Annotated in this window: 5 protein-coding genes; 4 read left to right on the forward strand and 1 reads right to left on the reverse strand. The window is 72.7% G+C overall.

The window, feature by feature from the left end:
• Positions 1-303: 303 nt before the first annotated feature.
• Positions 304-1,578, forward strand: a complete 1,275-nt coding sequence (locus ACFC1F_RS02860) for a hypothetical protein (protein WP_376155181.1) — start codon at positions 304-306, stop codon at positions 1,576-1,578.
• 52 nt (positions 1,579-1,630) lie between these two features.
• Here the strand turns inward: ACFC1F_RS02860 and ACFC1F_RS02865 are convergent, their stop codons facing one another.
• Positions 1,631-3,661, reverse strand: a complete 2,031-nt coding sequence (locus ACFC1F_RS02865) for a transglycosylase domain-containing protein (protein WP_376155183.1) — start codon at positions 3,659-3,661, stop codon at positions 1,631-1,633.
• 846 nt (positions 3,662-4,507) lie between these two features.
• On the opposite strand from ACFC1F_RS02865, the gene ACFC1F_RS02870 reads away from it, so the two are divergent.
• The 3 genes from ACFC1F_RS02870 to ACFC1F_RS02880 all read left to right on the forward strand — a co-directional run bounded on the left by ACFC1F_RS02870 (position 4,508) and on the right by ACFC1F_RS02880 (position 8,026).
• Positions 4,508-5,284 carry a response regulator transcription factor gene (locus ACFC1F_RS02870; protein WP_307853375.1) on the forward strand — a complete coding sequence of 259 codons (777 nt, stop codon included), beginning with the start codon at positions 4,508-4,510 and terminating at the stop codon, positions 5,282-5,284.
• Positions 5,285-5,297: 13 nt separating this feature from the next.
• Positions 5,298-6,791 carry a cell wall metabolism sensor histidine kinase WalK gene (locus tag ACFC1F_RS02875; protein ID WP_209415560.1) on the forward strand — a complete coding sequence of 498 codons (1,494 nt, stop codon included), beginning with the start codon at positions 5,298-5,300 and terminating at the stop codon, positions 6,789-6,791.
• Between the two features lie 329 nt (positions 6,792-7,120).
• A complete protein-coding gene (locus ACFC1F_RS02880) occupies positions 7,121-8,026 on the forward strand; it encodes an LAETG motif-containing sortase-dependent surface protein (RefSeq protein ID WP_376155185.1) in 906 nt (301 codons plus the stop codon).
• The last annotated feature ends 92 nt before the right edge of the window (positions 8,027-8,118 follow it).

The following is an 8,118-nucleotide window of genomic DNA, read 5'->3' on the forward strand; positions in this document are numbered from 1 at the left end:
CGGCCCGTCCGGCGGCCGAAGGGCCGGTCACCCGGGCCGGACCTGCACGGCCTCCTGCCGACGCTCCTGTCGACGTTCGGGCCGGCGGTTGCCCGGTCGGCCCGGACGCCGAGGCCGGAGGACCTGCCCGAAAAGCCCATCCGTCGTCAGATTCCTTGCGCGACAGGGCAGTTAGACCGTGGTAATCCGGCCGCCCGGGGCGTCTCCGCCTCGACAGCTATCGAACAAAGTGTTCTGATGATCGAACTGTAAGGCTGAAATTTCCGAACATCATCTGACTTGTGTCGGAGAAGCGAGGGAACGGTGCGGACTGTTCGCGGCGTGGCCGTCCTGCTGGCAGTGGGGGTCGTCGCGGCCACCCTGGCCACGGGAGACTCCCGCCAGGACAGACCGACCGCCGCCGACGTCACTGCCTCGACCCCTACACCCGGCCCGAGCGACACGCCGTCCGGCAGCCCCGGCGCCGGCCCCGACGGCAGTCCGAGCGCCGGCCCCTCGCCGACCTGGGACGGCCAGGTCAAGGTGCTCGGCGACGGTTCCACCTCCTACACCGGTCCGCAGCCCCGCCAGCCCACGCCCGAGAAGCTGAAGCCCGGCGAGAAGCCGCCGCAGTTCGTGGTGTTCTCCTGGGACGGGGCGCTGGAGGGCGACGACCACCTGTTCTCGCGCTTCCGGAAGCTGGGCGAGGAGAACGACGCCCGGATGACGTTCTTCCTCAGCGGCATCTACACCGTGCCCAAGTCCCGGCGCGCGCTCTACCGTCCGCCGCAGCACGACGTCGGCGCGGCCTCCATCGACTTCGCCACCGACGCCCACATCAAGGACACCCTGGAGCAACTGCGCCTGGCCTGGCAGGCCGGGAACGAGATCGGCACCCACTTCAACGGGCACTTCTGCGGCGACAAGGGCGGCGGCGCCTGGACCACCGAGGAGTGGAAGAGCGAGCTCGACCAGGCGGTCTCCTTCGTCACCAACTGGAAGACCAACACCGGCTTCAAGGACCTCCCACCGCTGCCCTTCGACTACACCAAGGAGCTGGTCGGAGGCCGCGCACCCTGCCTGGAGGGCCAGAAGGCCCTGCTCCCGGCCGAGAAGGCGGCCGGCTTCCGGTACGACGCCAGCTCGCCGGGCGAGTTCCAGGTCTGGCCCGGCAAGAAGGAGGGCATCTGGAACTTCCCGCTCCAGCTGCTGCCCTACCCGGGCAGGTCGACCCAGGGCCTCGCGATGGACTTCAACTTCCTCGCCGGCCAGTCCGGGGACAGCACCAAGGGCGACCCGAAGAAGTACGCCGCGTGGGAGAAGGAGACCCGGGACACCTACCTCGCCGGCTTCGAGCGGGTCTACAACGGCAGCCGGGCCCCGCTCTTCATCGGGAACCACTTCGAGACCTGGAACGGCGGCATCTACATGCAGGCCATCGAGGACGTGATGAAGAGCGTCTGCAAGCGCGACGGCGTCCGCTGCGTCTCGTTCCGCCAGGTCGCCGACTGGCTGGACGCCCAGGACCCCAAGGTGCTCGACAAGCTGCGCCAGCTGGACCCCGGGCAGCCGGCCGACTGGGCGCGCCTGGTCAAGTGACCCGGCCCGGGCGGCCGCGGGGCCCGCTGCCGCCCGCGCCGCCCGGCCGCCCCTACCGGCGACTCGCGTCCGCCCGGCTCTCCTGGCCGCCGGCCGTCCTCATGTACGAGGTCCAGATCCGGGTGGGCAGCTCGGAGTCCGGGGTGTCCGGGGCCGCGCCGCCCACCCCCTCCAGTGAGAGCAGCTTCATGTCCTTCAGGTCCGCCCGGAAGACGGTGACGGCCGTGGACACCTGCCCGTTGTAGCCGACGAACCACCCCGCCGTGCGGTCCGCGGTGGTACCGGGCTTCCCGGCCAGGTCCGGCCCGGCCCCCGCCGCCGGCGTGGCGCTCCCGGTGCGGACCGCGTCCTTGAGCGCCGCGTCCACCTCCCCGGCGGCCGTTGGGGTCAGCGCCTGCACGGCGGTCGGCAGGCGCAGCGCGAGCGGCGCGCGGTTGCGGGTGATGCCGAGCACCGAGTAGGGGTCCGTGTGGCTGCCTCCCGCCGCGAAGGCGGCGTACGCGTCGGCGGTCCTGATCGCGCTCGGCGTGGAGTTCCCGACCCCGAAGGCCGGCACCAGCTCGCCGATGCTGGCCGGGAGCAGGCCCAGGTCCGCGGCGGTCTTCTGCACGCGGTCCAGGCCGACATCCATGCCGAGCTGCATCATGGGCCCGTTGACGGACTGCTCCACCGCGCTCCTCAGGGTGACCGTGCCCCAGTCCCTCCTGCCGTCGTTGGCGGTCTTCACGATCTTCCCGTCGCGCCCCCAGTACGGCCCCTCCGGGGTCATCACGTTCACGCCGTTGTTGCCGTTGTAGGTGGTGGTGGGCAGCACCGGGGTGCGGTCGCCGTCCCGTTGGCGCTGCACGCCCTGGCTGAGCCCGGCGGCGTACACCAGCGGGGTGAAGGCCGAACCGATCGGCACCGAGGAGGTGTTGGCGTTGTTGAAGCCCTGCTTCAGGTAGTCGGGGCCGCCGTAGAGCGCGACGATTCTCCCATCGGGGGCCACCGAGGCGGCGCCGACCCGCAGGAACCGGTCGGCGTCGCGGTTGGCGGGGTCGATCCCCTTGGTGGCGTCCTGCACCGCGGCGGCCAGGGCGTCGACCCTCGGCTTCTCGAACGTGGTGTGTATCTGGTGGCCGCCGAGGTCGAACTGGGCCGCCGTGATGTCGCTGTGGCCCTCCACGTAGTTCCTGGCCATGTCCACCAGGTACCCGACCTGGCCGCTCAGTCCGGCCGCCTTCGGCTGGGGCCGGGGCTCGGGGAACACCGTGTACTTGGCGCGCTCGGCCGCGGAGAGCTTGCCGACCTCCACCATCCGGTCCAGGATCCAGGACCACCGGTCCTCGGCCCGCCGGTGGTTGTCCGCGCTGAGCGCCGGATCGAACTGCCCGGCCCCCTTCAGCAGGGCTGCCAGGAACGCGCCCTCGCTCGGGTCGAGCTGCGAGACGTCCTTGCCGTAGTACGCCGCCGCGGCGCGTTCGATGCCGTAGCTGCCGCGCCCGAACCAACTGGTGTTCAGATAGCCGGTCAGGATGTCCCGCTTGCTCATCCGGTGGTCCAGTTTGATCGCGATGACGATCTCGCTGAGCTTGCGGGACATGTCCTGGCGCTGGTTCAGATAGCTGTTCTTGACGTACTGCTGGGTGATGGTCGAGCCGCCCTGGGTGTCGCCGCCCGAGCCCATCTGGTAGACCGCGCGGCCGATGCCGGTGAACGAGATCCCCGGATCCGAGTAGAAGGTCTCGTTCTCGGCGGCCAGTACGGCCCACTGCACCGGCTCCGGCACCCGGTCGAGCGGCACGTCCTGCCGGTTGACCTCGCCGATCCGCGCCATCTCGGTGCCGTCCGCCCAGTAGTAGACGTTGTTCTGCTGGGTGGCGAAGGAGTTCATGTCCTCCGGGACCTTGGTGTTCACGAAGAACCAGGCCAGCCATCCCGTCAGGACCGCCGCCCCGGCCGCCGCGACCAGGAGCAGTTGCCGCCAGGACGGGAGCCAGCGACGGACTCCGCGCCGCCCTCTGCGCGGGTAGTCGATCCGCGGCAGCGGGCGCCACCGCCGCTGTCCGGGCTTCTCCTTCTCGGCCCCTTGCTGAGCACGCACAGTCCGGCCTCCTAGCCGTTCGTGAACAGACCCCCGAAGACGCAGACGCGGTGGGGGCGGCATCGCGACGGCTCGCGAGGGCCGGATGTGATCACGGTCATACTGCGCGGGGTGCCCGGGTGGCGATCTCAACCGCGCGTCCCCGCAGAGCCGTTGGCTGCGCGAGCGACACCGCGGCCGCGGCTGCGGGCGGCCCCGGGCCTGCCGGGCCGCCCGGGCGGACGGCGTGGACCGCCTGGATCGCGCCGACGGCGCCGGGTGCGGTCGCTCCGGCGGTGCGCCCCTCGGCGGCGTCCGCCGGGCCGGTCGTCCCGTCAGGGGACGGAAAGCGGCGGCGGCAGAGAACGGCGGCAGAGAACGGCAGCGGCGGAGAAAGGCGGCGGCAGAGAACGGCAGCGGCGGAGAAAGGCGGCGGCAGAGAACGGCAGCGGCAGAGAACGGCAGCGGCGGAGGAAGGCGGCGACCGGTGGCCGAACGGCGGGGTGGCGTACGTCACATCCCGGGCGGCCGCGGTCCGCCGCGGTGCGTCGTCCGCCCGACCCGCACGGACGGCCCCGTGAGGGAGGCCGCCCGTGAGCCCGCTCCGTGGACCGTCACCGGGCCACCGGCCGCCGCCCGCCCGCCGGAGGCCCTCCCCGGCCGCAGGCGTCCCCCGGGGCGCCGGGGGTGCCCGGGGCGTCCCCGCCCGTGCGCACACCATCGAAGGCCGCTCGCCAGGCCTGTCCGTTCGATTCCGCCCGATAAGGTGTTAATCCAACATTCATCGATGGCGCATAGCCTCCCCGGGCTAGCCTCAAGCTGAACACCATCGTCCGACCGGGAGGCAGAACCCCCGTGCAAGGCACTGTGTCCACACCAGGAACCTCCGCGGTGGCCGGCGGCCCGGGGGAGGCGTTCCTCCTCGTCGTCGACGACGAACCCAACATCCGCGAGCTGCTCTCCGCCTCGCTCCGGTTCTCCGGTTTCCGGGTCGCCTCCGCCGCCAGCGGCACCGAGGCGCTCGACCTGATCGCCGCCGAACGCCCCGACCTGGTCGTCCTCGACGTCATGCTCCCCGACCTCGACGGCTTCACCGTGGTCGAGCGGCTGCGCGAGCAGACCAGCCGCGGCCAGATCACCGGCCCCGCCCACGGTCACCACGGCGACCACCTGCCGGTGCTCTTCCTCACCGCCAAGGACGGCGTCGGCGACAAGGTCCAGGGCCTGGCGGCCGGGGCCGACGACTACGTCACCAAGCCGTTCAGCCTGGAGGAGCTGATCGCCCGGATCCGCGCCATCCTGCGCCGGGCCGGCGGCCCCACCGAGGACGGCCGGCTGGTCGTCGCCGACCTCACCCTCGACCCGGTCGCCCACGAGGTCACCCGCGGCGGCACCTCCGTCGCGCTCTCCCCCACCGAGTTCAAGCTGCTGCACTACCTGATGGCCAACGTCGGCCGGGTGGTCTCCAAGGCGCAGATCCTCGACCACGTGTGGGCGTACGACTTCGGCGGCGACCTCTCCATCGTCGAGTCCTACATCTCCTACCTGCGCCGTAAGCTCGACTCCGGGCCGGCCCACGGCCCCAAGCTCATCCACACGGTGCGCGGCATCGGCTACGCGCTGCGCCGACCCCCGCAGAACTGACGGAACCCCTCCGATGCTCACCCGGCTGTCCCTGCGCGCCCGGCTGCTCGTCCTGGTACTCGCCCTGGTCACCACCGGGCTCGCCGTCAGCGACACCGTCGTGCTCGGCACCGTCCGGATGCAGCTGGTGCAGCGGCTCGACGAGCAGCTCCAGCGCTTCGCCGAACCGCTCTCGAAGCGCGCCCCCGGCCGGATCACCTGGCCGGACAACAGGCAGCCGTCCGTCACCGGCAGGCGGTCCGCCCCGAACTACCTGGCGGCACTGCCGAGCCAGTACCTCGTCGAGTACCTCTCGGGTGACGGCAAGGTCCAGCAGGTCGTCCGCCAGCCCGTCTCCGACAACGACCCGGCACCGCAACTGGCCGGACTCGACCCGGCGGCCACCACCGCCGACACCCCGTTCGACCTGCCCGACCAGCGCGGCCAGCGCACCTGGCGGGCGCTGCTCCTGCCGCTCCAGCGGCAGTCCGCCCCGGCCAGCGCCTTCGCCGCGCCGACCCCCACCCCCGCGTACCTGATGGTCGCCGTCTCCCGCGAGGACATCGACGCCACCGTCGGACGGCTGCGCACCGCCTTCCTCGGAATCGGCGGCGCGGTGCTGGTGCTGATCGCGGTGCTCGGGTTCTTCGCCGTCCGGGCCGGGCTGCGACCGCTGCGCCGGATCGAGGCGGGCGCCGAACTGATCGCCTCCGGCGAGCTCTCCCACCGGATGCCCGCCCTCCCGCCGACCACCGAGGTCGGCCGGCTCTCCATCGCGCTCAACGGCATGCTCACCCAGATCGAGGCCGCGTTCGCCGCCCGCGCCGAGTCCGAGGCGCGGATGCGGCGGTTCGTCGCCGACGCCTCGCACGAGCTGCGCACCCCGCTGGCCGGCATCCGCGGCTTCGCCGAGCTGTACCGGATGGGCGCGCTGCCCACCGACGCCGACGTCCGGCGGACGATGGCCCGGATCGAGAACGAGGCCGTCCGGATGGGCACCCTGGTCGAGGACCTGCTGGTGCTCGCCCGGATCGACGAGGAGCGCCCACTCGACCTGGCCCCGATGGACCTGCGCACCCTCGCCGCGGACGCCCTGCACGACCTCACCGCCCTCGACCCGTCCCGCCCGGTCGCCCTCACCGGCCCCGCGGGGACGGGCGCCCCCGGCCCGGCGCCCGTCCTCGGTGACGAGGCCCGGCTGCGGCAGGTGGTCACCAACCTGGTCGGCAACGCCGTCAAGCACACCCCGCCCGGTACCCCGGTCCGGATCGGCGTAGGCACCGCGGACGGCCTCTGCCTGCTGGAGGTCGCCGACTCCGGCCCCGGCCTCACCGCCGACCAGGCCGCCCTGGTCTTCCACCGCTTCTACCGGGTCGACGCCTCCCGCAGCCGCCACGACGGCGGCGGCGCCGGCCTCGGCCTCGCCATCGCCACCGCCCTCACCCACGCGCACGGCGGCACCCTCACCCTGCACACCGCGCCCGGCACCGGCGCCACCTTCCGCGTGGAGCTCCCGCACCAGCGGTGAGGCGCCGTCGCCGGGTCGCCGTTGTCGGGACGCGGCTGCCGGGCCGCGGTTGCCGGGATGCCATCGCCGGGACGCCACCGCCGGGACGCCATCGCTGAGGCACTCGCGGGCCGGTGGGCCCTGCCGCGCCTGGCATGACGTCAGTTCCGTTGCGAACCAGGAAGTCCGGCGGCTTCCCTCCTTGCCGGAAATCGGCATGGAGCGTACAGAACCCGTATGCATAAGATCGGCCCGCTGAGCGGTAATGACCGCTCTGACAACGGCTTTTGCTGTTCTTCGATCCGAAAGGGATCACCGTGAACCTCCGCCGTACTCTGGTTTCGGCTGCCATGATCGCCGCCGTGGTCTCGCCCGCCGCCGTGTTCTCCGCGGCACCCGCCTTCGCGGAATCGGCGCCGACGACCCGGACCCAGAACGACACGGCTTCGATCGCCGCACTGGAGAAGGCCGCCGCCGACGCCGCCACGGCGTACGACGCGGCCGTTGCCGCCGAGGCCGCACAGCAGGCCAGGGTCGAGGCCTTCATGAACGACTCGCAGCCCTACCTGGGCAAGCTCGAAGCGGCCCGGGCCGCCGCCAAGGAGACCGCCGCCGCCAAGGCCGCCGCCGACAAGGAGCTGGCCGCGGCCACCGCCGCCACCGCGAAGCTCGACGACCCGGCGACCACGGAGGACGAGCGGGTCGCCATCCTGACCCGCCTGCACAAGGCCACCGAAGCGGCCAAGGCCGCCGACGCCGCCAACGCCACCGCGGAGAAGGCCAGGACCGCCGCCGGCAACGCCCTCGACGACGCCAGGGTCGCCGAACTCCGGAAGCTGTACACGCTGGGCGAGGCCAAGAAGGCCGCCGCAGCCGCCAAGGCCACCGCCGACAAGGCCCTCGCCGACGCCAAGGCCGCCGCCGCGCAGCAGCCCGCCAAGGAGGACACCCCGCCGGCCCCCGCCGACTCCACCGGCACCCAGCAGCCGGGCGCCGTCACCCCGGTCGCGGACACCGCCGTCACGACGGCCGGCGACGCGAGCACCACCAGGAGCAGCACCACGAGCACGACCGCCACCTCGGCGAAGACGACCACCTCGACCACCTCGAACACGTCGACCACCTCGGCCGCCGAGCTGGCCGAGACCGGTTCGAACCCGGCCACCCCGTACCTCGCGCTGGGCGCGGGCCTCGCCATCAGCCTGGGCGCCGCGGCCGTCCACGTCTCCCGCCGCAAGGCCGGTCAGTCCGCCTGACCACCCGTTCGCGCCCGTTCGGGAGGCGGCCGCGAACTGAACGCCGTGGGGGTGGGCCGTGCAACCGCCTCCCCCCCCGCGTTGACACCAAC

It is taken from the genome of Kitasatospora sp. NPDC056181 (assembly GCF_042266225.1).
In the GTDB taxonomy this organism is placed as follows: Bacteria; Actinomycetota; Actinomycetes; order Streptomycetales; family Streptomycetaceae; genus Kitasatospora.

Coding starts and splice junctions, on each gene's coding strand:
- ACFC1F_RS02875 (WP_209415560.1), top strand. CDS start 5,298: ATGCTCACCCGGCTGTCCCTGCGCGCCCGGCTGCTCGTCCTGGTACTC.
- ACFC1F_RS02880 (WP_376155185.1), top strand. CDS start 7,121: ATGATCGCCGCCGTGGTCTCGCCCGCCGCCGTGTTCTCCGCGGCACCC.